The 23,133-nt window shown below is 59.6% G+C and carries 24 protein-coding genes; 12 read left to right on the top strand and 12 right to left on the bottom strand.

Features of this window, described 5'->3' with window-relative positions:
- Positions 1-3: 3 nt before the first annotated feature.
- Entirely contained in the window at positions 4-291 is a 288-nt protein-coding gene (gene gatC, locus NA619_RS15455) for an Asp-tRNA(Asn)/Glu-tRNA(Gln) amidotransferase subunit GatC (RefSeq protein WP_255962729.1), read from the bottom strand.
- Between the two features lie 302 nt (positions 292-593).
- Here gatC and mreB point away from each other — a divergent pair, with 302 nt between their 5' ends.
- The 8 genes from mreB (at position 594) to tldD (ending at position 11,623) form a co-directional block, all read left to right on the top strand.
- Complete coding sequence (mreB, locus tag NA619_RS15450) at positions 594-1,631, top strand: rod shape-determining protein MreB (RefSeq protein WP_122168235.1); 1,038 nt, start codon at positions 594-596, stop codon at positions 1,629-1,631.
- Between the two features lie 126 nt (positions 1,632-1,757).
- A complete protein-coding gene (gene mreC, locus NA619_RS15445; RefSeq protein ID WP_423836839.1) occupies positions 1,758-2,726 on the top strand; it encodes a rod shape-determining protein MreC in 969 nt (322 codons plus the stop codon).
- Entirely contained in the window at positions 2,723-3,211 is a 489-nt protein-coding gene (gene mreD / locus NA619_RS15440; protein ID WP_255962728.1) for a rod shape-determining protein MreD, read from the top strand. The genes mreC and mreD overlap by 4 nt, the downstream gene beginning before the upstream one ends.
- Before the next feature lie 84 nt (positions 3,212-3,295).
- A complete protein-coding gene (locus NA619_RS15435; protein WP_255962727.1) occupies positions 3,296-3,886 on the top strand; it encodes a Maf family protein in 591 nt (196 codons plus the stop codon).
- A gap of 89 nt (positions 3,887-3,975) precedes the next feature.
- Complete coding sequence (gene rng, locus NA619_RS15430) at positions 3,976-5,433, top strand: ribonuclease G (protein ID WP_255962726.1); 1,458 nt, start codon at positions 3,976-3,978, stop codon at positions 5,431-5,433.
- A 49-nt stretch (positions 5,434-5,482) separates the two neighbouring features.
- Positions 5,483-9,289: a YhdP family protein gene (locus NA619_RS15425; protein ID WP_255962725.1), complete on the top strand. Its 3,807-nt coding sequence runs from the start codon at positions 5,483-5,485 to the stop codon at positions 9,287-9,289.
- Between the two features lie 43 nt (positions 9,290-9,332).
- Complete coding sequence (locus tag NA619_RS15420) at positions 9,333-10,178, top strand: carbon-nitrogen hydrolase family protein (protein WP_255962724.1); 846 nt, start codon at positions 9,333-9,335, stop codon at positions 10,176-10,178.
- A gap of 2 nt (positions 10,179-10,180) precedes the next feature.
- Positions 10,181-11,623 (top strand): metalloprotease TldD, encoded by a 1,443-nt coding sequence (gene tldD, locus NA619_RS15415; protein ID WP_255962723.1) that lies wholly within the window; start codon positions 10,181-10,183, stop codon positions 11,621-11,623.
- A 53-nt stretch (positions 11,624-11,676) separates the two neighbouring features.
- On the opposite strand, the gene yjgA is transcribed toward tldD, so the two are convergent.
- Positions 11,677-12,198: a ribosome biogenesis factor YjgA gene (gene yjgA / locus NA619_RS15410; protein WP_255962722.1), complete on the bottom strand. Its 522-nt coding sequence runs from the start codon at positions 12,196-12,198 to the stop codon at positions 11,677-11,679.
- Positions 12,199-12,302: 104 nt separating this feature from the next.
- On the opposite strand from yjgA, the gene pmbA reads away from it, so the two are divergent.
- Positions 12,303-13,649: a metalloprotease PmbA gene (gene pmbA / locus NA619_RS15405; RefSeq protein ID WP_255962721.1), complete on the top strand. Its 1,347-nt coding sequence runs from the start codon at positions 12,303-12,305 to the stop codon at positions 13,647-13,649.
- A gap of 17 nt (positions 13,650-13,666) precedes the next feature.
- Here the strand turns inward: pmbA and NA619_RS15400 are convergent, their stop codons facing one another.
- The 10 genes from NA619_RS15400 to NA619_RS15355 all read right to left on the bottom strand — a co-directional run bounded on the left by NA619_RS15400 (position 13,667) and on the right by NA619_RS15355 (position 20,800).
- Entirely contained in the window at positions 13,667-13,939 is a 273-nt protein-coding gene (locus NA619_RS15400) for an HPr family phosphocarrier protein (RefSeq protein WP_255962720.1), read from the bottom strand.
- An 8-nt stretch (positions 13,940-13,947) separates the two neighbouring features.
- Positions 13,948-14,805: an RNase adapter RapZ gene (rapZ, locus tag NA619_RS15395; RefSeq protein WP_255962719.1), complete on the bottom strand. Its 858-nt coding sequence runs from the start codon at positions 14,803-14,805 to the stop codon at positions 13,948-13,950.
- Positions 14,806-14,939: 134 nt separating this feature from the next.
- Positions 14,940-15,404, bottom strand: a complete 465-nt coding sequence (gene ptsN, locus NA619_RS15390; RefSeq protein WP_255962718.1) for a PTS IIA-like nitrogen regulatory protein PtsN — start codon at positions 15,402-15,404, stop codon at positions 14,940-14,942.
- Positions 15,405-15,410: 6 nt separating this feature from the next.
- Positions 15,411-15,719: a ribosome hibernation-promoting factor, HPF/YfiA family gene (gene hpf, locus NA619_RS15385; protein ID WP_255962717.1), complete on the bottom strand. Its 309-nt coding sequence runs from the start codon at positions 15,717-15,719 to the stop codon at positions 15,411-15,413.
- 78 nt (positions 15,720-15,797) lie between these two features.
- Positions 15,798-17,315: an RNA polymerase factor sigma-54 gene (locus tag NA619_RS15380; RefSeq protein ID WP_255962716.1), complete on the bottom strand. Its 1,518-nt coding sequence runs from the start codon at positions 17,313-17,315 to the stop codon at positions 15,798-15,800.
- Positions 17,316-17,461: 146 nt separating this feature from the next.
- Positions 17,462-18,187, bottom strand: a complete 726-nt coding sequence (gene lptB, locus NA619_RS15375) for an LPS export ABC transporter ATP-binding protein (protein WP_255962715.1) — start codon at positions 18,185-18,187, stop codon at positions 17,462-17,464.
- On the bottom strand, positions 18,187-18,735 hold the full coding sequence (gene lptA, locus NA619_RS15370; protein ID WP_255962714.1) for a lipopolysaccharide transport periplasmic protein LptA: 549 nt from the start codon (positions 18,733-18,735) through the stop codon (positions 18,187-18,189). Before lptA ends, lptB begins: the two co-directional genes overlap by 1 nt.
- Positions 18,722-19,294: an LPS export ABC transporter periplasmic protein LptC gene (gene lptC, locus NA619_RS15365; RefSeq protein WP_255962713.1), complete on the bottom strand. Its 573-nt coding sequence runs from the start codon at positions 19,292-19,294 to the stop codon at positions 18,722-18,724. Before lptC ends, lptA begins: the two co-directional genes overlap by 14 nt.
- A 9-nt stretch (positions 19,295-19,303) precedes the next feature.
- Positions 19,304-19,825 carry a KdsC family phosphatase gene (locus NA619_RS15360; protein WP_255962712.1) on the bottom strand — a complete coding sequence of 174 codons (522 nt, stop codon included), beginning with the start codon at positions 19,823-19,825 and terminating at the stop codon, positions 19,304-19,306.
- The gene (locus tag NA619_RS15355; protein ID WP_272891787.1) at positions 19,826-20,800 is read right to left on the bottom strand and encodes a KpsF/GutQ family sugar-phosphate isomerase; all 975 of its coding nucleotides are present in this window, start codon (positions 20,798-20,800) and stop codon (positions 19,826-19,828) included.
- A 260-nt stretch (positions 20,801-21,060) separates the two neighbouring features.
- On the opposite strand from NA619_RS15355, the gene NA619_RS15350 reads away from it, so the two are divergent.
- The 3 genes from NA619_RS15350 to mlaD are packed head-to-tail and all read left to right on the top strand — an operon-like array spanning position 21,061 to position 23,124.
- Positions 21,061-21,876, top strand: coding sequence for an ATP-binding cassette domain-containing protein (locus NA619_RS15350; protein WP_255962711.1), 816 nt, complete (start codon positions 21,061-21,063; stop codon positions 21,874-21,876).
- Positions 21,869-22,666, top strand: coding sequence for a lipid asymmetry maintenance ABC transporter permease subunit MlaE (gene mlaE / locus NA619_RS15345; RefSeq protein WP_255962710.1), 798 nt, complete (start codon positions 21,869-21,871; stop codon positions 22,664-22,666). The genes NA619_RS15350 and mlaE overlap by 8 nt, the downstream gene beginning before the upstream one ends.
- Complete coding sequence (gene mlaD, locus NA619_RS15340) at positions 22,666-23,124, top strand: outer membrane lipid asymmetry maintenance protein MlaD (RefSeq protein WP_255962709.1); 459 nt, start codon at positions 22,666-22,668, stop codon at positions 23,122-23,124. The genes mlaE and mlaD overlap by 1 nt, the downstream gene beginning before the upstream one ends.
- Positions 23,125-23,133 lie beyond the last annotated feature (9 nt).

Genomic DNA, 23,133 nt, shown 5'->3' with positions numbered 1-23,133 from the left:
TCATTACTCGATTACCCGCGGAACCAGATACAAGCCGTTTTCCACGGCCGGGGCGATGGCCTGGTAGGCGTCGCGCTGATTGCTCTCGGTAACGGTATCGGCGCGCAGACGCTGATGAGTTTCCAGCGGATGAGCCAGTGGCTCGATGCCGGTGGTGTCCACGGCCTGCATCCGATCGATGAGGCCAAGGATGTTGTTCAGGGTCTCGGTGGTGCGGGGCAGGTCGTCTTCATTCAGACCCAGGCGGGCCAGATGAGCGATCTTTTCCACCTCGGAGCGTTCAAGCGCCATCGGGATTCTCCAGCGGGAAGCGAGTCGGGTGCGCCTTTCGTCGGCAAAGCGTGACGAGGGGCGGCGGGTTCGAGCCGCAGCGGTGGGCATTCGAGCCCGGAAAAGCCGTCAATCTTACATGCCTGAGGGGGTTCCCGGTAGCGCGGCTGCGGCTTGCCGGGCTTTTCACTGTTGTGCATTTTTAGCGCAATGGCTCACGTATGGCCCGTTTGCCGCGGACTCTCGCCTTGCCCTAAGTTCGCACCATTGTTAGAGTTTGCGGCACTTTTTTCCCCACGCGTTTGCCCCAGGGCCCTTTTCCCATGTTCAAGAAACTGCGTGGCATGTTTTCCAGCGATTTGTCGATCGACCTGGGCACTGCCAATACCCTCATTTATGTGCGCGATCGCGGCATCGTCCTGAACGAGCCTTCGGTCGTCGCCATCCGTACTCATGGCAACCAGAAAAGTGTTGTGGCTGTGGGTACCGACGCCAAGCGGATGCTTGGGCGTACACCGGGCAACATTAACGCCATCCGCCCGATGAAAGATGGCGTGATCGCCGATTTCAGCGTCTGCGAAAAGATGCTGCAGTACTTCATCAACAAGGTTCATGAAAACAGCTTTCTGCAACCCAGCCCCCGCGTGTTGATCTGCGTACCGTGTAAATCCACCCAGGTCGAGCGTCGTGCCATTCGTGAGTCCGCCCTGGGTGCCGGAGCGCGCGAAGTCTTCCTGATCGAAGAGCCCATGGCTGCTGCCATTGGCGCGGGTCTGCCGGTAGACGAGGCTCGCGGTTCCATGGTCGTCGACATCGGCGGTGGCACCACCGAGATCGCGCTTATCTCTCTGAACGGCGTGGTATATGCCGAATCCGTGCGTGTCGGCGGCGATCGTTTCGACGAATCCATCGTCACCTACGTACGCCGCAACTACGGCAGCCTGATTGGTGAATCCACCGCCGAACGCATCAAGCAGGAGATCGGCACCGCTTTCCCAAGCAGCGACGTGCGTGAAGTCGACGTGCGCGGCCGCAACCTGGCAGAAGGCGTTCCACGTAGCTTCACACTCAACTCCAACGAGGTGCTCGAAGCGCTGCAGGAGTCTCTGGCGACCATCGTTCAGGCGGTCAAGAGCGCGTTGGAGCAATCCCCGCCGGAGCTCGCCTCCGACATCGCCGAGCGCGGCCTGGTGCTGACTGGCGGCGGTGCGCTATTGCGTGATCTGGACAAACTGCTGGCTCAGGAAACCGGATTGCCGGTGATCGTGGCCGAAGAGCCGTTGACCTGTGTGGCACGCGGCGGCGGGCGAGCACTGGAAATGATGGACCGTCACGCCATGGACTTGCTCTCCACGGAGTGAGTGACAAGCGGTAAGCTCCAAGCGCAAGCCGATAGCAGAGTTGCTCTGCTCTCGGCTTGTCGCGTTTAGTTTGAAGCCTGCAGCTGCGAGGACCCGCCCATCAAACCACTATTCGCCAAAGGCCCTTTGCTCGGCGTTCGCCTGCTGGTGCTCACCGTGCTTTGTGTCGCGCTGATGGTGGTCGACGCTCGCTTCGAAGCACTCAAGCCGATTCGCAGCCAAATGGGGCTGGTGCTGACTCCCTTCTACTGGCTGGCTGATTTGCCGGTACGCACATGGCAGCGGACAACCGAGCAGATCAGCAGCAGCACCAGCCTTGTCGCCGAGAATGAGAAGCTCAAGGCCGAGGCGTTACTCATGCAGCGTCGCCTGCAACGACTGGCGATGCTCACTGAGCAGAACGTGCGCTTGCGCGAATTGCTGAACTCCGCTGCATTGGTCGACGACAAGGTGATTGTCAGCGAGCTTATCGGGCTGGACCCCAACCCTTTTACCCATCGCATTCTGATCGACAAGGGCGAGCGCGACGGTGTGTTCCTCGGCCAGCCGGTGCTGGATGCAAGCGGTCTGATGGGGCAGGTAGTGGAAGTCATGCCCTATGCCGCTCGCGTACTGTTGTTGACCGACGTGACCCATAGCATCCCGGTGCAGGTCAATCGCAACGGCCTGCGCGCCATTGCAGTCGGCACGGGTAGTCCGGATTACCTCGAGTTGCGCCATGTCGCCGAGACAGCCGATATCAAGGAAGGCGATCTGTTGGTCAGTTCCGGTCTGGGTCAGCGCTTTCCCAGCGGCTATCCGGTGGCGCAGGTAACCGAAGTGGTGCGTGGCTCCGGACAACCCTTTCTGATCGTGCGCGCCATTCCCACTGCGATGCTCAATCGTAGTCGTTACCTGCTACTGGTCTTCAGTGACTCCCGCAGCCCTGAAGAGCGGGCGACTGCAGCGGCCGAGGCTCAGGAAACAGCCGACCGCGAAGCGGCAGAGCAGACCGGCGAATCGGTTCCGCCGGAAGCTGCGCCCGCGCCTCAAGCGCCTGATCCCGCCCCGGCAGGTGCCGGCACGCCGGCGCCAGCTCCCGAGGTGCGTCCATGATTAACGGACGCCTCAATAATGGTTGGGTCATCTGGCTGTCGCTTCTGGTCGCGCTGCTGCTCAGCGTGGCGCCAATGCCACAGAGCTTCGGGCTGGCTCGACCGCTCTGGCTCGGAATGTTCATCGCCTACTGGGCCATTGCCTTGCCTCACCGGGGCGGCATGGGAGCGGCATTCTTCTTCGGGCTGATGCTGGATGTACTCTCGGGTACCTTGCTCGGTCAGAACGGCTTACCTCTTATCCTGATTACCTTTCTGGTGCTTAGTCTTCAGCAGCGTTTGCGCATGTTTCCGCTGCTGCAGCAGAGCCTGGTGCTGCTTGTGCTGCTGGGTCTCGGGCAACTTGTCCACCTGTGGCTCAGCACACTTACCGGTAACCGTCCGCCCACATTGCTGTTTCTGGTTCCGGTACCCGTGAGCGCGCTGCTCTGGCCGTGGGTATTCGTCGCGCTGGAATGGGCGAGGCGGCGCTTCAACGTCTATTGACGCTCCCTTCGCCTCGGTCGCGCGGCTACCGGGGCGCCGCTGGATATGCGAATCTGCTTCGCTCTGTTTCCCTTAGGAGCTGGCATGCCTGCCTTGTATCTCGCTTCTGCATCCCCGCGACGCCGCGAGCTTTTGACTCAGATCGGCGTCCCGTTTTCGCTGCTTTCCGTATCAATCGATGAGACACCAATCGAGTCGGAGCCCGCCGACGTCTATGTTCAGCGCTTGGCGCGGGAGAAGGCGCTGGCGGGTCTTGCGCAGCTCGAGGACAGTTCGGCTTGCGTGCTGGGTGCCGATACCACCGTCGTGCTCGATCAGCGAATTCTGGGCAAGCCGACTGATAAAGCGGATGCGCTGGCCACGCTGCAGGCGCTGTCTGGACGCGAGCATCAGGTGATGACAGCCATCGCGCTCGCCAGCAATTCGGGTTGCACCGTGCGACTCGTCACCAGTCGGGTGCGCTTCCGGCACATTTGCGACGACGAAGCTGAGGCCTACTGGGCCAGCGGCGAGCCACGGGACAAGGCCGGCAGCTATGGCATACAGGGCTGGGGCGCGGTCTTTGTCGCAGGGCTCGAGGGCAGTTATTCGGCCGTGGTTGGCCTGCCGTTATGCGAGACGGCACAGATGCTCAATGCACATGGGGTCGCCTACTGGACTAAAAGCTCAGTCTAGAGCCTGTGGATTGGCGGCTTATGCCGTTAGAATCGAGCCAACTCGTCAGCTTCGGCTGCTTTACCCCACGCCATCGGCCGAGAATAACAATGAGCGAAGAAATTCTGATGAACATCACCCCAATGGAATCGCGGGTGGCGGTGGTGGAGAACGGTGTCCTGCAGGAGGTGCACGTCGAGCGCACCCAGCGCCGGGGCATTGTTGGCAATATCTACAAAGGCAAGGTGGTCCGGGTACTCCCGGGCATGCAGGCGGCGTTCGTCGATATCGGTCTGGAGCGTGCTGCGTTCATCCATGCCTCTGAGATTTCCAGCCGTGAAGGCAATGCCGTCGAACCCATCAGCGCGTTGGTTCATGACGGTCAGGCACTGGTCGTGCAGGTCACCAAGGATCCGATCGGCACCAAGGGCGCCCGGCTAACGACCCAGTTGTCGATACCCTCGCGTTACCTCGTCTACATGCCTAAGACCAGCCACGTCGGCATTTCGCTGCGTATCGAGGACGAGGCCGAGCGGGAGCGTCTCAAACAGGTCGTCGCTGAGTGCATCGCAGCCGAAGGCATCAAGGAAACCGGCGGTTTCATCCTGCGTACCGCAGCGGAAGGCGCCGGTAGCGACGAGATTCTCATGGACATCCGTTACCTGCGCCGTCTGTGGGAGCAGATAGACGGGCAGATCAAGACCGCCGGTGCACCATCGGTCATCTATGAAGATCTCTCGCTGGCCATGCGTACGCTCCGTGACCTGGTCAATCCGCGAATCGAAAAGATTCGAATCGACTCACGGGAGAATTTCCAGAAGGTCAGCCAGTTCGTGGGCGAGCTGATGCCTGAACTTGGCGAGCACCTGGAGCATTACCCCGGCGAGCGGCCCATCTTCGATCTCTACAGCGTCGAGGACGAGATCCAGAAGGCCCTCGAGCGCAAGGTCATGCTCAAATCCGGCGGCTATCTGATCATCGATCCGGCCGAGGCGATGACTACTATCGACGTCAACACTGGCGCGTTTGTCGGTCATCGAACGCTCGAAGAAACCATCTTCAAGACCAACCTCGAGTCTGCCACCGCTATTGCGCGCCAGCTGCGGCTGCGCAACATCGGGGGGATCATCATCATCGACTTCATCGACATGGAAGACGAGGAGCATCGCCGCCAGGTACTGCGGACGCTGGAAAAGCAGCTCGAACGTGACCACGCCAAAACCAACATCATCGGAATCACCGAGTTGGGCCTGGTGCAGATGACCCGCAAACGTACGCGCGAGAGTCTGGAGCAAATCCTGTGCGAGCCCTGCATGTGCTGCCAGGGACGCGGCAAGCTGAAAACTCCCGAAACGGTCTGCTATGAGATCTTCCGTGAAATCCTTCGCGAGGCGCGGGCCTATCAGCCCGAAGGTTACCGTGTGCTGGCGAACCAGAAGGTCATCGACCGGTTACTGGACGAGGAATCCGGCAACGTGGCCGATCTCGAGAGTTTTATAGGCCGCTCGATCAAATTCCAGGTTGAAACCATGTATTCCCAGGAACAGTACGACGTGGTGCTGCTCTGAATAGATGCAAGCTTGGCCATCGGGGCCCGCACGCGCGGAGCATATCGGTATGAGTCGGCTCCTGGCCCTTGTTCTCGTTTTCCTCCGTCGCAGCCTCTGGCTGGCTGCGATCTGTTTGATGCTGCTTGCCTTGTACGTCAGCCTTGGGCGGCAACTCGTGCCCTTGGTTGCCGAGTATCGCCCCGAAGTTCAGGACAAGGCGCGCGAGCTGCTCGGAATGCCAGTAGTCCTTGGTAACCTTGAAGGCCGCTGGGATAGGTTTTCACCGCAGATTCTCGCGCATGATGTGATGATCGGTGATGAGGAATCAGCGGTGCGGCTTGATCGTCTGGCACTGGTTCCCGACGTCTTGTCCAGTCTCCTAGCCCGCCAGCTGCGCCTGAGCACAATGGAGTTCAGCGGCGTCCAGCTCAGTTTGGTGCAGGGCGCGGAAGGGAAGTGGCGTGTAGCTGGGCTTCCTGATCGCAATCGCGAGGATAAAGAGCCGGCTGACATACAGAAGCTGTTCGCGGAATTGCAGAAGATTCGTGATCTGAGACTGCTCGACAGCCAGCTAACCGTCGAACCCCACGCCGCAGCGCCTTTGACGCTCACCTACGCCAGCCTGCAATTGCGTACCGTTGGCGAGCATTTGCGGCTGGATGGGCAGGTGCTGCTGCCTGACGGCCAGCCAGTGAGCCTGCATGCCGATGCGCAGGTACAGCCGTCCGACTGGCAGGCCAGCGACGCTAAAGTCTATCTGAGCCTGCCGCAGAGCGACTGGGCTGCCTGGGTGCCAGAACGCCTGCTCCCGAACTGGGAGTTGAAGCAGCTCAAGGCCGGAGGAGAACTGTGGATAGACTGGCGTGACCGAAAGGTCTCGCGCGCTGTGGCTCGCTTGAATGCGCCTGCCTTGCAGCTTGCCCAGCAGGATCGTGATGCGGTGCAGATCGACGACCTGGCCGTTACAGCTTTCCTCGATCGCGCGGACGATGGCTACCGTTTGCAACTTGGGGGTCTGGCTTTCACGTTCGGTGAGGAACGTTGGCGGGATACCACGCTGCTTATCGAGCAGCACCTCGCGGAAAATCGCTGGCATTTGCAGACCGACCGCATCGCCGTTGCCCCATTGGCGGAACTGATTCATGCCTTGGCGCCTCTGCCGGACGTGGCGAAGGAGTACCTATTGGGCCTCGCACCCAGTGGAACCTTGCGCAATCTGCAGTTCAACTACAGGCCCGCCCTGTCTGGGTCCGAGCGGCTCGCGTTCACGGGTAATCTGGATGCGGTAAGCATCGCCGACCATAACTGGATCCCCGGCGTGCGTAACGTTTCCGGCGAGATCCGAGGTGACCTTGGGGGCGGTGAGCTGCGTTTCGATAACCGTGACTTCGCATTGCACCTCGCGCAGCTGTTTGCACAGCCGTGGGACTACCCGCGCGCGCGCGGCAGCTTGCGGTGGAGCCTCGATGAGGCGGCGTTCACCCTTGTTGCGCCTTACCTGCAGGTCGAAGGCGAGGAGGGACACATCGCAGGTGATTTCCTGATTCGCCTGATGCGAGACCCCGAAGCTGAGGACTACATGGACCTTAGAGTCGGTATCAGCGATGGCGATGCCCGCTTCACCCAGAAGTACTTGCCGACATCAGCTGCGTTGAGCCCTGCGCTGAGCGAATGGCTCAATTCGGCGATACGCAGCGGCACTGTCGAGCAGGGCTATTTCCAGTACCAGGGCGCGATCAGCAAAGGCGCTGGTAAAGCCGCCCGCAGCTTGAGCCTGTATTTCAAGGTGCATGACGCCGAGTTGGCATTCCAGCCGGGCTGGCCGGTGCTACGTGACGGCCGGGCAGAGGTGCTGATTGAAAACAGCGGCGTTCGGGTACGGCTTGCCGAGGCGCGCATGCTCGACAGCCGGGTCCATGATGCTACTGCCCATATACCTCTTGGCGGCAGCGATACAGCACTCACCCTGGATATCGAAGGTCAGGTAGACGGTCACCTGCGCGATGCAGTGACGCTGATGCAGGTGGCCCCTATCGGCACTGGCGAAATTTTTGCTGGCTGGCGGGGTGACGGCGCCATGAGCGGATCGCTTCGGCTGGGCATACCCCTGGCCAAGGGTAACCGCCCACATGTCGCGGTCGATTTTTCCAGCAGCGATGCGTGGCTTTTCATTGAGCAGGCAAATCTGCAGATTGATGGACTGGCTGGCGACTTTCGCTATGACAGTGACGAGGGCTTCAGCGCGAGTGCATTCCGGGGCCGAACCCTGGGCGCGCAAGTCGAGGGCAAGGCCATAGCGACAGGCCGAACAGGTAGCCCGTCCACCCGGATAGAAGCGACAGGCACCATCGGTTTGCAGCCTCTCCTGACGTGGCAAAAGTTTGAGCAGAACTTGCCTGCCTCTGGCGCGTTGCCGCTCAGAATGACGCTATCACTGGATGAAGCCGAGAACCTGCTGCAGCTCGATTCCTCGCTGATTGGCACTGAGATGGCGCTTCCCGCGCCGTTCGGCAAGAAAGCCGAGGAGCGGCGCGATACCACCCTGAGAATGACCTTGGGAGGGGAGCGGCAGCGCTATACGCTTCGGCATGGCAGCTTGGCTGCAGCGACATTCGTGGCGCCAGCTAATGATTGGGGCGCGGGTGGTGGTGAGCTTGTTCTGGGTGGTGGCGCGGCCAATCTGCGGACCGATCAGGGGTTTTATGTGCGTGGTCGCCTGCCGCAGTTCGATCTTGGCGAATGGCAGGCTGTGCTTAGCGATCATGGCGGAGCGCAAGCGGGCAAGGAGGGCGCATCGCTATTGCGTCGTGCTCGTCTGGATATCGGCACGTTCACCGGGTTCGGCAGCCAAGTGGACAATCTTGGCGTCGACTTGCAGCGTCGTAACGCGGCCTGGTTGCTGGGATTGCAGAGCACTACGGTCGATGGGACCGTCCTGCTACCTGACGCAGAGGCTGAACCCATTGCGCTGAATCTATCCCGCTTGCGTCTGCCTCCGGCTGAGGAGAGTGATCCTCAGGTGCCCCCTCACGACGCTCTGGAAGGTGTGAATCCGAAAGATTTGCCTGCGATGGATGTTGCCGTCGCTGAGCTGCTGAGAGGCGACGAGTTGCTGGGAGCGGGATCCTTGAAAATGCGCCCGAGTAGCGACGGCGTCTTGTTCTCCGATCTGAATTTCGATCTCAAGGGGCTTAAGCTTGGCGGCGCCGGCGGCTGGGAGCAATCGCGCACCTGGTACAGGGGACGACTACAGGGGCAGGACCTCGCTGACGTGTTGCTGGCATGGGGCTTCGCTCCTTCGACGACCAGCGAGGATTTTCGTCTCGATGTAGACGGCAGCTGGCCTGGCTCCCCCGCTTTCTTCGGCCTCAATCGGTTGTCCGGCACGCTTGACGCCCGGCTGCGCAAAGGACAGCTTCGTGAAGTTGACGGCGGCGCTCAGGCGTTGCGGATATTCGGTCTGCTCAATTTCGATTCGATTGGCCGACGTCTGCGGCTGGATTTTTCTGACCTCTTTAGCAAGGGGCTGAGTTATGACCGGATCAAGGCGCAGTTGCGTGCCACCAACGGTGTGTTTCTGACCTCCGAACCGCTGACTGTTGCCGGGCCGTCCAGCAATCTGGAGCTGGATGGCAAGCTGGATCTGGTCAATGATCGGATCGACGCCAAGCTATTAGTGACACTGCCTGTCAGTAATAACCTGCCGCTGGCGGCGCTGATCGTCGGCGCTCCAGCCATCGGTGGCGCGCTTTTCGTGGTCGACAAATTGCTGGGAGACCGGGTCGCCCGCTTTGCAACCGTGCAGTACAACGTCGAGGGGCCGTGGCAGGCGCCGAAAATCACCTTCGATAAACCTTTCGAAAAGCCCAATTGATCGCACTGAATACGCGGGCTGATCGCGATAAAGGCATTCAAGCATGAGCCTCGCCGTTATTCAGATGACCAGTCAGGCCGACATCGGGATCAACCTTTCCTCCGCCAGGCAGCTGTTAGAGCGCGCGGCAGAGGGTGGTGCGCGGCTTGCGGTGCTGCCAGAAAACTTTGCAGCCATGGGCCGTGCGGATCTGTCTGCAGTCGGTCGGGCCGAAGCCGATGGCACTGGGCCGATCCTGCCATGGTTGAAACAGGTCGCGACCGACCTCAGGTTATGGATCGTCGCCGGCACGCTGCCGCTGCCCCCGGATGATCAACCGCAGGCGATGGTCAGGGCGTGTTCGCTGTTGGTCGATGACCAGGGGAGTCGCGTGGCTCGGTATGACAAGCTGCATCTGTTCGATGCGGATGTCAGCGATGCTCGCGGGCACTATCGTGAGTCGGACAATTATGCCGCCGGAGACCGTCTGGTTGTGGTCGATACTCCCGTAGGTCGCCTGGGAATGACCGTCTGTTATGACCTGCGTTTTGCTGAGCTGTACTCGGCGCTGCGCCTGGCTGGTGCTGAACTGATCAGCGCTCCGTCGGCTTTCACCACGGTTACAGGGCAGGCACATTGGGAGATGTTGATACGCACGCGGGCTATCGAGACGCAATGCTATATGCTGGCCGCAGCCCAGGGGGGTGAACACCCTGGCGGACGATCGACCTACGGGCATTCGTCTATCGTGGATTACTGGGGGCGCGTGCTGCATGAGCAGGCGACTGGCGAAGCGGCCCTGGTTGCCGACCGAGACACTGCTGAACAGGCTGATGCGCGCCAGCGTATGCCGGTGCTGAATCATCGCCGATTTACCGAGCCCCATATTGTCTCGGGCACTTTGGAGTAGATATGAGTGAACTGTTGTTACCCGTCACTGAGCGCTTGCTGACCCCGGGAGGTCTGGGGCTTGAAGATCTGCCGGGTTTTCTTGGCGAGTTGGCCGGTCCCGGTATCGATGCGGCCGACCTGTACTTTCAGGACCAGGTAACCGAATCCTGGGTACTGGAAGATGGCATCGTCAAAGAGGGTAGTTTTCACCTGGAGCAAGGCGTGGGCGTCCGCGCGCTGTCCGGGGAAAAGACCGGCTTCGCATACAGCAATGCGATCACCGCCGATGCGTTGCGCCAGGCTGCAGAGGCCGCTCGGTCAATCGCCCGTGGCGGTCAGCAGGGCCGTGTACAAGTGCTGTCGAAGGCTGCGTTCTCACCGCTATACAGCCAGGACAACCCGCTAGACGGACTGGGCCGGGCTGAGAAGGTCGAGCTGCTCAAGCGGATAGATCTCGCTACCCGCGCGCTGGACCCGCGCATCAAGCAGGTGACGGTGAGCCTGGCGGGTGTCTGGGAACACATTCTGGTAGCGGGGCTGGACGGCATCATGGCCGCCGACATCCGCCCCCTGGTGCGCTTCAATGTAAGTGTAATTGTCGAGCAGAATGGTCGTCGCGAGCGCGGCGGGCAGGGCGGTGGCGGGCGCACCGGATACGACTACTTCCTCACCGAAGACCGTGCGATGGGTTATGCGCGTGAAGCGCTGCGGCAGGCACTGGTCAATCTCGAAGCCAAAGCGGCGCCTGCCGGCACGCTGCCGGTGGTGCTGGGTCCAGGCTGGTCCGGCGTATTGCTGCACGAAGCAGTTGGGCATGGACTTGAAGGCGACTTCAATCGCAAGGGCAGTTCGGCATACAGCGGGCGGATCGGTCAGCAGGTCGCCTCCAAGCTGTGCACCATTGTCGATGACGGGGCCCTGGCTGATCGGCGTGGCTCGCTGAGCGTCGATGACGAAGGTACGCCGACGCAGTGCACCACCTTGATCGAGAACGGGATTCTGAAGGGCTATATCCAGGACAAACTCAATGCGCGTCTGATGGGGGTCGCCCCTACTGGTAATGGTCGGCGCGAATCCTATGCCCACCTACCAATGCCTCGAATGACCAACACGTACATGCTGGCGGGCGAAAGTGACCCTGAAGAGATCATCCGTTCGGTAAAGAAGGGGATCTACTGTGCGAGTCTCGGTGGAGGGCAGGTGGACATCACAAGTGGCAAGTTCGTGTTTTCCACCAGTGAGGCCTATTTGATCGAGGACGGCAAGATCACCGCTCCGGTGAAAGGCGCTACCTTGATCGGCAACGGGCCGGAAGTGATGAACAAGGTTTCCATGGTCGGCACCGACCTCGCACTTGACAGCGGAGTCGGCACCTGCGGCAAAGATGGCCAGTCAGTGCCCGTCGGGGTCGGTCAACCGACCCTGAAGATCGACGGCATCACGGTCGGTGGTACGGGCGGTTGAGATGAAGGCCGGAGAGCTGAGGTTGCGTAATTCCCGCCTTCAGCTCGTTGCGCCTACCTTAGGCCGCGTCGGGTTTCGTCCAGCTCGCGGATGTATTTGAAAATCTTGCGGCTGGCGGCCGGCGGCTTGTTTCGCGCCGCTTCGTGCTGGGCATGACGTATCAGCCCACGCAAGTGCTGGCGATCGGTTTCAGGGTATTCAGTGACGAAGGCTTCAAGGGTTTCATCGTTACCAGCGATCAGGCGATCTCGCCAGCGCTCTAGCGCATGGAAGCGTTCGTTGTACTGACGAGTAGAGGCATCGAGCTGGTCGACGAGGGCAAGGATGCCCTCGATGTCCTGATCGCGCATCAGTTTGCCGATGTATTGAAGGTGACGTTTGCGGGCAATGTGCGCGGTGTGCTTGGCCGAATCAGCAAGGGCCTTGCGCAGCGCATCAGTCAGGGGCAGACGGTCTAGCACGTCGGGCTTGAGGGTTGTGAGGCGTTCACCCAGATCCTGCAGCGCATGCAGTTCACGCTTTACCTGGGTTTTGCTTTTTTCCTCGAAGCCGTCGAGATCGGAAGTATCAGACATGGGGCTGGTCCAGTAGGGAATGCCGCCATGATAACAGCAGCCTTGCTGCGGGGCTTGCCGAGCACCGTGGGCTGCGAATTGTCGAATCAGTTGTCGGAGTTTTTATGAGTGAAGTGGATGGCATCGGGCCGCACGCCTTGCCTGGATTGCGCGAGAAGATCGCACGAATCATCGATGAGGCCAGCCGCCAGGGCGCCAGTGCCTGCGAGGTATCCGTCTCGATGGAGCAGGGTCTGTCGACCACTGTCCGCCAGCGCGAGGTAGAAACGGTCGAGTTCAATCGTGATCAGGGCTTCGGCATTACCCTGTACGTCGGTCAGCGAAAAGGCTCGGCCAGCACCACCGGCAGCGGCGATGAAGCCATACGCGAAACCGTTGCGGCTGCGTTGGCGATTGCCAAGCATGCATCCGAAGATGAATTTGCAGGGCTAGCCGATCCAGCGCTGATGGCAAAAGATCTGCCTGATCTGGATCTCTACCACCCCTGGGGCATATCCCCGGACGCGGCCGTGGAGTTGGCCCTCAGCTGCGAGGCAGCGGCTTTCGCAACCGACAAGCGCATTCTGAATGCCGACGGCACCAGCGTGAGCACTCATCAGGGCTGCCGCGGGTACGGCAACAGCAATGGATTCATCGGAGCCTACTGCAGTTCGCGTCACAGCCTCAGCTGCGTGATGATCGCTGAGGCTGATGGACAGATGCAGCGCGACTACCACTACGACGTCAGTCGCGTGGCCGCAGACCTTGCTTCGGCCGAATCCATTGGCCGGCGCGCTGCAGAGCGGGCTGTACGCCGCCTGGGTGCTCGGCCTGTCCCTACTTGTGATGTGCCGGTTCTGTTCTCATCAGAGCTTGCCACAGGGCTGTTCGGTCATTTCCTCGCTGCGATTTCCGGCGGCAATCTCTATCGCAAGTCCTCCTACCTGGAGGACGCGCTGGGCCAGACGCTTTTCCCCGAGTGGCTCAACCTCGATGAGCGTCCCCACCTGCCGCGCGGTTTGGCGAGTTCAGCTTATGACGGTGATGGGCTGGCGACCTATGCCAAGCCTTTCGTTGAGAATGGCAGGCTGCTTTCCTACGTGTTGGGCACCTACTCAGGACGCAAGCTGGGCATGCCGAGTACCGCCAACGCGGGAGGCGTGCACAACCTCTTCGTAACCCATGGCGATGAAGATCAGGCCGCACTGATCCGCCGGATGGACCGCGGTTTGCTCGTGACCGAGCTGATGGGGCAGGGACTGAACCTCGTAACCGGGGACTATTCGCGCGGTGCTGGTGGTTTCTGGGTGGAAAATGGAGTGATCCAGTTTCCGGTACAGGAAGTCACCATTGCCGGCAATCTGCGGGACATGTTCCGGCAGATCGTTGCGGTGGGCTGCGATGTCGAAACCCGCAGCAGTATTCACACAGGGTCGGTGCTGATCGAGCGGATGAAGGTGGCGGGACAGTAGAAAGCAACAGCCAGTCGCTATTCGCCTTCTTCGAAATAATCATCGATCAGGGCGATCAGTGCGCTGATCGCCTCTTGCTCCTGTTCGCCCTCTGCGCGCAGGTGCAAGGTGGTTCCTTTGCTGGCAGCGAGCATCATGACGGCCATGATGCTCTTGCCGTCAACGAGGCTGTCTGCGCAACGCCCTATCCGAATGTCACAGGGGAACCGGTTGGCGACACCGACGAACTTGGCCGCAGCGCGGGCATGCAGGCCCAGCTTGTTGATGATGGTGATATCGCACGAAGGCATGTGTATTCCTAGGCCAGGTCGCGGTGGCGTACCTGGACATTCTTCAAAGGATCTCGCAGCGCCTGGCCTAGGCGCTCTGCCAGATAGACCGAACGATGATGTCCGCCCGTGCAGCCGATGGCGACTGTAACGTAGGCACGGTTACTGGCCGCGAAACGCGGTAGCCATTTGCTCAGGTAGGCAAAGATGTCCTGGAACATCTCTTCGACATCGGCCTGCGTGGCAAGGTAATCGATGACGGGTTGGTCCAGTCCGGAAAAATCACGCAGGTCCGCTTTCCAGTAAGGATTGGGCAGGCAGCGAACGTCGAACACCAGATCGGCATCGACGGGCATGCCGCGTTTGAAGCCAAATGACTCGAACAGAAACGCCGTGCCCGGTTCGGGCTTGTTCAGCAGGCGCAGCTTGAGGGTATCTCGCAACTGATAGAGGTTCAGGTGCGTGGTGTCGATCTTGAGGTCAGCGTGATCGATGATCGGCGCCAGAAGCAGCTCTTCGTCATGAATGGCTTCGGCTAATGATCGGTTCTCATTGGTCAGCGGATGTCGTCGCCGAGTCTCCGAAAACCGTTTCAGCAGTGTTTCGTCAGCCGCATCGAGATACAGCACATCACACTGTATATAGCGCGCTCGCACATCCTCTAGCAGTTCCGGGAAGCGCTTGAGATGGCTGGGAAGATTGCGTGCATCAATGGATACCGCCACCTGAGGCTGCAGCAGTTCGGTATGCAGCAAGGCGCGCTCGGCCAGTTCCGGTAGAAGGCCGGCGGGCAGGTTGTCGATGCAATAGAAGCCGTTGTCCTCAAGCACGTTCAGCGCGGTGCTCTTGCCGGAGCCGGAACGGCCGCTGACGATGATCAGGCGCATCGCGGGCCGTCGCTCGGCATGGCACTGTTCACGAGCCGAACGTCGGTCGGCGTGCAATTATTCAGGGGCAGGTGCGGATAGTTGGGGGGCACGTCTTTTTCCTCACTGAGCGTCGCGGCGGGAGTGCCGCTCCGCTAGCGACCGCTCTGAATATCGACGACCGCCTGATACAGGTCCTGTCCCGAAGTTGCCATGCGAAGGCGCTCGCGAACATCCTCGCGGTCCAGCATGCTTGCAATCTGGCGTAGCAACTCCAGATGCTCATCAGTCGCCGCTTCGGGCACTAACAAGACGAAGAGTAGATCGACAGGCGCGCCGTCAATTGCATCGAAATCCACCGGAGCATCGAGCCGCAGCACCGCACTGAACGGCGACGTACAGCCGGACATGCGACAGTGGGGAATGGCGATGCCGTTCCCGAAACCGGTGGAGCCAAGCTTTTCGCGCGCAATGAAGCTTTCGAAAATAGCTTGGCCGTCCAGGTCCGGTAGATCCCGGCCGAGCACCTTGGCGATTTGTTCGAGAACGCGTTTTTTGCTGCCGCCCGGCACGTTCACGAGCGAACGTGCGGGGGTCAGGATGTTTTCAATTCGGATCATGATGGGTCAGCGAGCCAGGGCGCCCTGATTGTGGTCGAGCTGTTTTTCTTTGTGTTTGATGAGCTGCCGGTCGAGCTTGTCCGCGAGCAGGTCGATCGCGGCGTACATGTCGCTGTGCTCGGCGTTGGCAACAACTTCGCGGCCAGCTACATGCAAGGTTGCTTCGGCCTTCTGCCTCAGCTTCTCGACTTGAAGAATGACTTGAACGGCGATGATGCGATCGAAATGCCGTTCTAACCGCTCGAATTTCTCCTCGACGTAGTCACGCAGGGGTTCTGTGATTTCCAGGTGAAGGCCAGTGATGTTGACTTGCATACTGCGTCTCCTTTTGCCACATGCGGATTGGTGGGCCTGTAAGCCCGCCATCGGAAGAACTCGACCAGTGCTCTGGTGTTACATCAGCCGCTTGCGCTCGCTGGATGGCGCGATACCGAGTGATTCGCGGTACTTCGCGACGGTGCGGCGTGCGACCTGAATCCCCTGTTCCTCCAGTAAACCAGCGATCTTGCTGTCGCTCAATGGCTTTTTCGCGTTTTCCGCCGCGACCAGCTTTTTGATGATTGCCCGGATCGCGGTGGATGAGCATTCACCCCCCTCGGACGTGCTCACATGGCTGGAAAAGAAATACTTCAGCTCGTAGATGCCGCGGGGCGTGTGCATGAATTTCTGAGTAGTAACCCTCGAAATGGTTGACTCATGCATGCCCACGGCTTCGGCAATGTCATGCAGCACAAGCGGCTTCATGGCTTCATCACCGTGTTCGAAGAAGCCTCGCTGGTGCTCGACGATCTGCGTGGAAACCTTCATCAGAGTTTCGTTGCGGCTGAGCAGGCTCTTGATGAACCAGCGTGCTTCCTGAAGCTGGTTACGCATGAAGGTATTGTCCGCGCTGGAATCGGCGCGTTTGACGAACCCAGCATATTGCGCGTTGACACGAAGTCGCGGCATCGCGTCCTGATTCAGCTCGACCAACCAGCGGCCATTGTGCTTGCGTACGATAACGTCCGGCACGACGTACTCCGGCTCGCCCGCTTCAATTTGCGAACCTGGCCTGGGGTTGAGCGTTTGGATCAGATCGATGACCTGGCGCAGTTCGTCTTCCTTGAGCTTCATGCGGCGCATCAGCAGGCTGTAGTCACGTCCGCCGAGAATGTCCAGATGGTCGCTGACAAGCTTGATCGCCTCGCTCAGCCAGGCGGTTCGCTCAGGCAGCTGGCGTAACTGCAACAGCAGACATTCACGCAGGTCGCGAGCGCCGATGCCCGCCGGCTCGAACTGCTGAATGCGCCGCAGCACCACCTCGATTTCGTCGAGTTCGATCTCAAGTTCGGGGTCGAACGACTCGAGCACCTCTTCGAGCGTCTCGTCGAGATAGCCTTGAGGGTTGATGCAGTCGATCAAGGTGGCGGCGATGAGACGATCGGTGTCGCTCATCGGGGCGAGGTTGAGTTGCCAGAGAAGATGACTTTGCAGGCTTTCCCCGGATGACGTGCGGGTGGTGAAGTCCCATTCATCATCGTCATTGCTGGGCAGGCTGCTGGCGCTGGTCTGGTAGATATCTTCCCAGGCCGTGTCTACAGGAAGTTCATTGGGGATGCGGTCGCCCCAGTCGCCTTCCTCGAGGTTCTCCACCGTGTTGATGGGTTCCTCATAATGATTGTCCGGCTCGCTTTGCTCGGGTGCATCAGTCGATGGGCTCTCGCTTTTCTTCTCGATCGACTCTGCCATCGGATCGGAGTTGTCGAAGTCGTCTCCTTCTTCTTCGCGCTCGAGCATCGGGTTGGAATCCAGCGCCTCCTGAATCTCCTGTTGGAGATCGAGCGTGGATAGCTGGAGCAATCGTATGGCTTGTTGCAGCTGCGGTGTCATCGTCAGCTGCTGGCCCATCTTCAGGACTAGCGATGGTTTCATGGCAGAGGACTTCGAACCTTGTTTGCCGGCGCAACCGCGCCTGTTCCGATTTCGCTGGCGCCGCGCGCCGGTGTAAGCAAATTATATGCCTGCCGGCGAAGCCTTTGCCTAGCCCTAGATGAGCGTCCCGGTAGAAAAAATTGCTATCAAAGTCTGAATTCGTGTCCGAGGTAGACGTCTTTCACCAACTGGTTGGCCAGGATGGTTTCTGACGTCCCTTCAGCTATCAGCTGGCCGTCGTTGACTATGTAGGCAGTCTCGCAGATATCCAATGTCTCGCGGACATTGTGATCGGTGATCAGAACACCGATGCCCTTGGCTTTCAGGTGATGAATGATCTGTTTGATGTCACCAACCGAGATCGGGTCAACACCGGCAAAAGGTTCATCGAGAAGAATGAACTTGGGTGCGGTGGCCAGGGCCCGGGCAATTTCGACGCGACGCCGTTCGCCACCGGACAGGCTCATCCCGAGGCTGTCGCGGATGTGGTGAATGTGAAACTCCTGCAACAGCCCCTCAAGCGCCTGTTGACGCCCGCTGCGATCCAGATCCTTGCGGGTTTCCAGAATCGCCATGATGTTGTCCGCAACTGACAGCTTGCGAAAGATCGATGCTTCCTGGGGTAGATAGCCAATCCCAGCTCGGGCGCGGCCATGCATGGGAAGGTGTGTCACATCATGATCATCGATCAGTACGCGGCCTTGATCGGCTTTCACCAGCCCGACGATCATGTAAAAGCATGTGGTCTTTCCCGCGCCGTTGGGCCCCAGCAGGCCTACGATCTGCCCGCTTTCTATGGACAGGCTGACATCGCGCACGACTTGCCGGCTCTTGTAGCTCTTCGCCAAATGCTGAGCCTTGAGGATCGCCATTACTCGGTCTGCTCCGCTGCGGGCTCATCTTTCTTGCGCGGCTGTATGACCATGTCCACGCGAGGGCGTGGCGTCGTGACGTCGGTATTGGTCGCACGTCCGGCATTCACTATCTGTCGTTGGGTGTCGTAGACAATCTTCTCGCCCTCGAAGGTGTTGCCTTCCTGAACGACTTTTGCCTGGTCAATCAGCACGATTCGCTCGTTCGCTGCGAAATACTGAATCGTCAAGCCGTACGCCTTGACGATCTCCTTGTCAGCTGAAGGCTTTTGTTCGTAGTAGGCGGGCTTGCCGATGGAGGTGAAAACCTCGACGTCGCCGTTGCCGTTCTGGGTGATCGTGACCGTATCACCGGTTATCTTCATCGTGCCCTGCGTGATCACGACATCCCCGCGATACACGGCGACGCCCTGGCGATCATCCAGTTCTGCCGTGTCGGCCTGGACGCGAATGGGCTGATTGCGGTCCTCTGGCAGCGCATGGGCGTTTGAGCCGAGCAGGAAAATGCTCAAACCGATCAGGAGGGGGAGAGTCTTAACGCAGCTCATGCTGGCCTCTTACATTGGATAGCAGGAGCATCCTGCCTTCGTCTAGATACGCTTTCATGCCTGTAGCGGTCGTCACGCCGTTTGCGGCGACGATTCTAACGGGTTGGCGGGTCTCGGCATAATCCTTCTCGGGGAGCACCGTCATTCGGCTGGAAGTGACAACGGTCGCGCGTCCCTTGGTATCGGTACGCTCGATCCTCACGTTGTCTATCAGCTCCACTTCTTCACCCTGCGGGCCCACTTCGCCGCGATCGCTGGTGACATGCCAGGGCAGCTCGGTGCCTCGATAGGATCGCAGGTTAGGTTGCGTGAGCAGGCTGACGTCGCTTGCCTTGATGTGCTCTACCTTGTCAGCTGTCAGCTCGTAATTGCGCTTGCCGTCCGGTTGGTACTGCACGGTTCGTGAGTTGATCACGTAGAAGTCGATTGGAGATTCCTCGCCCTGGGCCACCGGCGCCTCCTGCATGAAGCTTTCGGGGCGGATGTTCCAATAGCCTACCGCGACCAGGAGCAGGGCGATCAGCAGCAGGATGGCAGGAAGGCGGATTTTGCTCAGCATTGAAACCTCTTAGAGATAGGCGGCCTGTGCGGCCTCAAGGCTGCCCTGGGCGCGCATGATCAGTTCACAGAACTCCCTTGCTGCGCCTTCGCCGCCGCGAGCGGTGGTAACCCCATGGGCGTGCTGGCGGACAAAGGCGTCAGCGCTGGCAACCGCCATGCCGAGCCCGACACGGCGGATCACTGGCAAGTCTGGCAGGTCATCACCCAGATAGGCGACTTCAGCGTAGTCGAGTCCAAGCTCTGCAAGTAATTCATCGAGCACTACGAGCTTGTCTTCGCGGCCTTGATAGAGATGCTGGATGCCCAGGTTCTGCGCTCGCCGCTCGACCACCGGCGTCTTTCGGCCACTGATGATAGCGGTGCGGACTCCAGAGTTGATAAGCATCTTGATGCCATGGCCGTCGAGCGTGTTGAAGGTCTTGAACTCACTGCCATCAACCAGAAAATAGAGTTTGCCGTCTGTGAGTACGCCGTCGACATCGAAGATGGCGAGGCGGATATCCCTTGCACGTCGTAACAGATCGTTCACTTACATCACTCCCGCACGTAGCAGATCATGCATGTTCAACGCGCCAACCGGGCGATCGTTCTCGTCGACCACTACGAGTGCGTTGATCTTGTTGTCTTCCATTATCTTCAGTGCTTCGGCGGCAAGCATGTCGGCCTGGGCGGTCTTGCCATGGATCGTCATCACCTGGTCGATGTTGGCCTGGCGGACGTCGATGCCTTTATCCAGCGTGCGCCGCAGATCACCGTCGGTGAAAATCCCGGCGAGGCTGCCGTCCGTCTCGATTACCGCTGTCATCCCAAGCCCTTTCTGGGTCATTTCCAGCAGCGCTTCGCGAAGTGGTGTGCCGCGGTTGACCAAGGGCAGGCGTTCCCCGGCATGCATGACGTGTTCGACTTTAAGCAGCAGGCGTCGACCCAGGGCGCCGCCCGGGTGCGAGAACGCGAAATCTTCCGCTGTGAAACCGCGCGCTTCCAGCAGCGCGATGGCCAGCGCATCACCGAGCACCAGGCTCACGGTGGTCGAAGAAGTCGGGGCGAGGTTCAGCGGGCAGGCTTCGATGGCAACGCTGGCATCAATGTTGACCTCGGCTGCCTTCGCCAGGACGGATTCCGGATTGCCGGTCATGCTGATCAGTGTGATGCCGAGCCGCTTGATCAGTGGAAGCAGCGTGACGATCTCATTGGTGCTGCCCGAATTGGACAGGGCCAGGACTACGTCGTCCCGGGTGATCATGCCCATATCGCCATGACTGGCTTCGGCAGGGTGAACGAAGAATGCGGTGGTACCGGTGCTGGCAAGTGTGGCGGCGATCTTGTTGCCGATGTGACCGGACTTGCCCATCCCGACGACTACGACACGACCTTTACATTGGAGAATGAGCTCGCATGCTTTGACGAAGTGGTGGTCGATGCGCGTCTTGAGTTGCTCGACCGCTTCGGTTTCCATGCGAATGGTGCGCTGGGCAGTCTCGATCAGCTGGCTGCTCTGGCTCATGTCGATCTCATCGGCTGAATTAAAGCGCGGGATTATAGCGGTAAACCCGATGCCGCTCACTGAAAAGCATCAGTCGTAATCGTCGCGCTTGAAGCTGAACTCAAGCTGAACAACTGCACGCTCTGGCGGCGGGCGCTGCTGCCGCCAGCTTGGGGTGCCCTCGGCGCAGTGCTATAGTTCGCGCCGCCAAAACAGCTCTGCGAAGTATCTCCGTAAGGGCGGGGAGCGTCAGATTCGCAAGCTGTATCCGAGGAGATCCGATGAGCGCCGCCAACGCTAACGCCGTCGAGCTGAAGGGTGTCACCTTTCAGCGCGGTGAGCGGAGCATTTTCAATAACATCGATATTGTCATCCCCCATGGGAAGGTCACGGCCATCATGGGCCCGTCCGGCTGTGGCAAGACGACCTTGCTGCGTTTGATCGCTGCTCAGCTCAAGCCGACCAGCGGAGAGGTTTGGGTGGCTGGAACCAATCTTCCGACGTTGTCGCGCCGCGAGCTGTTTGATATGCGCAAGCAGATGGGCGTTCTATTCCAGAGCGGCGCCTTGTTTACCGATCTCGACGTTTTCGAGAACGTTGCGTTTCCGTTGCGCGTTCATACCAAGCTGCCCGAAGAGATGATTAGGGACATCGTCCTCATGAAGCTGCAGGCAGTAGGGCTGCGCGGAGCCATAGAGTTGATGCCCGATGAGCTTTCCGGTGGCATGAAGCGTCGCGTAGCGCTTGCGCGTGCGATCGCGCTTGATCCGCAGATTCTCATGTACGACGAGCCTTTTGCGGGCCAGGATCCGATTGCGATGGGCGTTCTGGTGCAGCTTATCCGGCTGCTAACCGATGCGCTGGGCATCACCAGTATCGTGGTTTCTCACGACTTGGCCGAAACCGCGAGCATCGCCGACTACATCTACGTGGTTGGAGATGGCCAGGTGCTGGGGCAGGGTACGCCGGCAGAGCTGCACGAATCGACCAACCCGCGGATCAGACAATTCATGAAGGGTGCTGCGGATGGCCCTGTGCCTTTCCACTTCCCGGCACCCGCGTATGCCGATGATCTGTTGCGAGGCGCCGATGCGTAGACGTTCTCTGATTGAACGAGTCAGGCTGTTCGGTGAAGGCGGCTTGAATGTGTTGGCGGCTCAAGGCCGCGCGACAGTGTTCCTGTTTCACGCGCTATTTGGTCAAAGCGGCCTCGACAACCGATTTTCGCTACTGATTCGTCAGCTCTATTCAGTGGGTGTGCTGTCACTGGCAATCGTGGTTGTCTCGGGGATATTCATCGGCATGGTCCTCGCCCTTCAGGGCTACAGCATTCTCAGTAGCTATGGCTCTGAGCAGGCGGTCGGCCAGATGGTTGCGCTTACGCTGTTGCGTGAGTTGGGGCCGGTTGTCACGGCGTTGCTGTTTGCCGGGCGTGCCGGCTCAGCGCTGGCTGCCGAGATCGGCAACATGAAGTCCACCGAGCAGCTGTCGAGCCTGGAAATGATTGGCGTCGATCCGCTGAAATACATAATTGCGCCGCGTTTGTGGGCGGGCTTCATCTCGCTTCCGTTGCTGACCGTGATATTCAATGTGGTCGGTATTTGGGGCGGGGCGATGGTGGCTGTGGATTGGCTCGGCGTTTATGACGGCTCGTTCTGGTCCAATATGCAGAACAGTGTCGTCTTCACGACGGACGTGCTCAACGGCGTCCTCAAGAGTGTGGTGTTTGGAGTCGTGGTCACCTGGATTGCGGTATTCCAGGGCTACGACTGCGAGCCGACCTCCGAAGGGATCAGTCGCGCCACCACCCGGACTGTGGTTTACGCCTCGCTGGCCGTACTTGGCCTCGACTTTATTCTGACCGCGTTGATGTTTGGAGATTTTTGATGCGTATCCGCACCCTGGAAATTGGTGTTGGCTTGTTTCTGCTCGCGGGCGTTCTTGCCCTGCTGCTGCTATCGCTGCGCGTGAGCGGGCTGAACGTCGATAGCGCCGATACCTACAAGCTTTACGCCTACTTCGACAATATTGCCGGTCTGAGTGTCAGATCCAAGGTCACCATGGCTGGCGTGACCATTGGCAAGGTGACTGCGATTGATCTTGATCGCGAGAGCTATACAGGCCGTGTCACCCTGGAAGTTCAGAAGGATATCGATATCCTGCCGACCGACTCTACCGCGTCGATCCTAACGGCTGGCCTGTTGGGTGAGAAATACGTCGGTATCAGCGTCGGCGGAGAGGAGGAGACACTTGGCGATGGCGATACCATTCGCGATACCCAGTCGTCTCTGGTGTTGGAAGAACTGATCGGCAAATTCTTGCTCAATTCAGTCAACAAAGAATGAGGTGTACTT

Origin of the sequence: Stutzerimonas stutzeri, from assembly GCF_024448895.1 — a bacterium.
GTDB classification, from domain to species: Bacteria; Pseudomonadota; Gammaproteobacteria; order Pseudomonadales; family Pseudomonadaceae; genus Stutzerimonas; species Stutzerimonas stutzeri_Q.
Note: the sequence above shows the minus strand (reverse complement) of the source record. Positions and strands in the feature narration are given on the sequence as shown.

Coding starts and splice junctions, on each gene's coding strand:
- gatC (WP_255962729.1), bottom strand. CDS start 291: ATGGCGCTTGAACGCTCCGAGGTGGAAAAGATCGCTCATCTGGCCCGC.
- mreB (WP_122168235.1), top strand. CDS start 594: ATGTTCAAGAAACTGCGTGGCATGTTTTCCAGCGATTTGTCGATCGAC.
- mreD (WP_255962728.1), top strand. CDS start 2,723: ATGATTAACGGACGCCTCAATAATGGTTGGGTCATCTGGCTGTCGCTT.
- NA619_RS15435 (WP_255962727.1), top strand. CDS start 3,296: ATGCCTGCCTTGTATCTCGCTTCTGCATCCCCGCGACGCCGCGAGCTT.
- rng (WP_255962726.1), top strand. CDS start 3,976: ATGAGCGAAGAAATTCTGATGAACATCACCCCAATGGAATCGCGGGTG.
- NA619_RS15425 (WP_255962725.1), top strand. CDS start 5,483: ATGAGTCGGCTCCTGGCCCTTGTTCTCGTTTTCCTCCGTCGCAGCCTC.
- NA619_RS15420 (WP_255962724.1), top strand. CDS start 9,333: ATGAGCCTCGCCGTTATTCAGATGACCAGTCAGGCCGACATCGGGATC.
- tldD (WP_255962723.1), top strand. CDS start 10,181: ATGAGTGAACTGTTGTTACCCGTCACTGAGCGCTTGCTGACCCCGGGA.
- yjgA (WP_255962722.1), bottom strand. CDS start 12,198: ATGTCTGATACTTCCGATCTCGACGGCTTCGAGGAAAAAAGCAAAACC.
- pmbA (WP_255962721.1), top strand. CDS start 12,303: ATGAGTGAAGTGGATGGCATCGGGCCGCACGCCTTGCCTGGATTGCGC.
- NA619_RS15400 (WP_255962720.1), bottom strand. CDS start 13,939: ATGCCTTCGTGCGATATCACCATCATCAACAAGCTGGGCCTGCATGCC.
- rapZ (WP_255962719.1), bottom strand. CDS start 14,805: ATGCGCCTGATCATCGTCAGCGGCCGTTCCGGCTCCGGCAAGAGCACC.
- ptsN (WP_255962718.1), bottom strand. CDS start 15,404: ATGATCCGAATTGAAAACATCCTGACCCCCGCACGTTCGCTCGTGAAC.
- hpf (WP_255962717.1), bottom strand. CDS start 15,719: ATGCAAGTCAACATCACTGGCCTTCACCTGGAAATCACAGAACCCCTG.
- NA619_RS15380 (WP_255962716.1), bottom strand. CDS start 17,315: ATGAAACCATCGCTAGTCCTGAAGATGGGCCAGCAGCTGACGATGACA.
- lptB (WP_255962715.1), bottom strand. CDS start 18,187: ATGGCGATCCTCAAGGCTCAGCATTTGGCGAAGAGCTACAAGAGCCGG.
- lptA (WP_255962714.1), bottom strand. CDS start 18,735: ATGAGCTGCGTTAAGACTCTCCCCCTCCTGATCGGTTTGAGCATTTTC.
- lptC (WP_255962713.1), bottom strand. CDS start 19,294: ATGCTGAGCAAAATCCGCCTTCCTGCCATCCTGCTGCTGATCGCCCTG.
- NA619_RS15355 (WP_272891787.1), bottom strand. CDS start 20,800: ATGAGCCAGAGCAGCCAGCTGATCGAGACTGCCCAGCGCACCATTCGC.
- NA619_RS15350 (WP_255962711.1), top strand. CDS start 21,061: ATGAGCGCCGCCAACGCTAACGCCGTCGAGCTGAAGGGTGTCACCTTT.
- mlaE (WP_255962710.1), top strand. CDS start 21,869: ATGCGTAGACGTTCTCTGATTGAACGAGTCAGGCTGTTCGGTGAAGGC.
- mlaD (WP_255962709.1), top strand. CDS start 22,666: ATGCGTATCCGCACCCTGGAAATTGGTGTTGGCTTGTTTCTGCTCGCG.